This window comes from Bittarella massiliensis (ex Durand et al. 2017), from assembly GCF_017566145.1.
In the GTDB taxonomy this organism is placed as follows: Bacteria; Bacillota; Clostridia; order Oscillospirales; family Ruminococcaceae; genus Bittarella; species Bittarella massiliensis_A.
In genome coordinates this window covers 1-213 of sequence record NZ_JABFCL010000327.1, presented here as the reverse complement: position 1 = coordinate 213, position 213 = coordinate 1, and the positions used below count along the sequence as shown (strand labels likewise).

Here is a 213-nt window from a genome sequence, read left to right as displayed (position 1 = left end):
GACTGGTCGGTGCGAAAAGAAGTGAAATCATGCAGGCGGTATTCGGAGCAGATACATATGACAGTGGAGAAATCTGGCTGGATGGAGAACAGGTACGTTTTAAAAATAGCCGCGATGCCATAGCAAAAGGGGTTGCCATGGTTCCGGAGGACAGAAAAAAGCAGGGACTTACTTTAATTAATTCCGTTGGTTTTAATATTACGTTATCAAGTC

1 pseudogene is annotated in these 213 nt (G+C 43.7%); it reads left to right on the top strand.

Annotation, left to right across the window (positions count from 1 at the left end):
• A pseudogene (locus tag HJY11_RS14530) lies at positions 1–213 on the top strand (D-xylose ABC transporter ATP-binding protein); the annotation flags it as partial.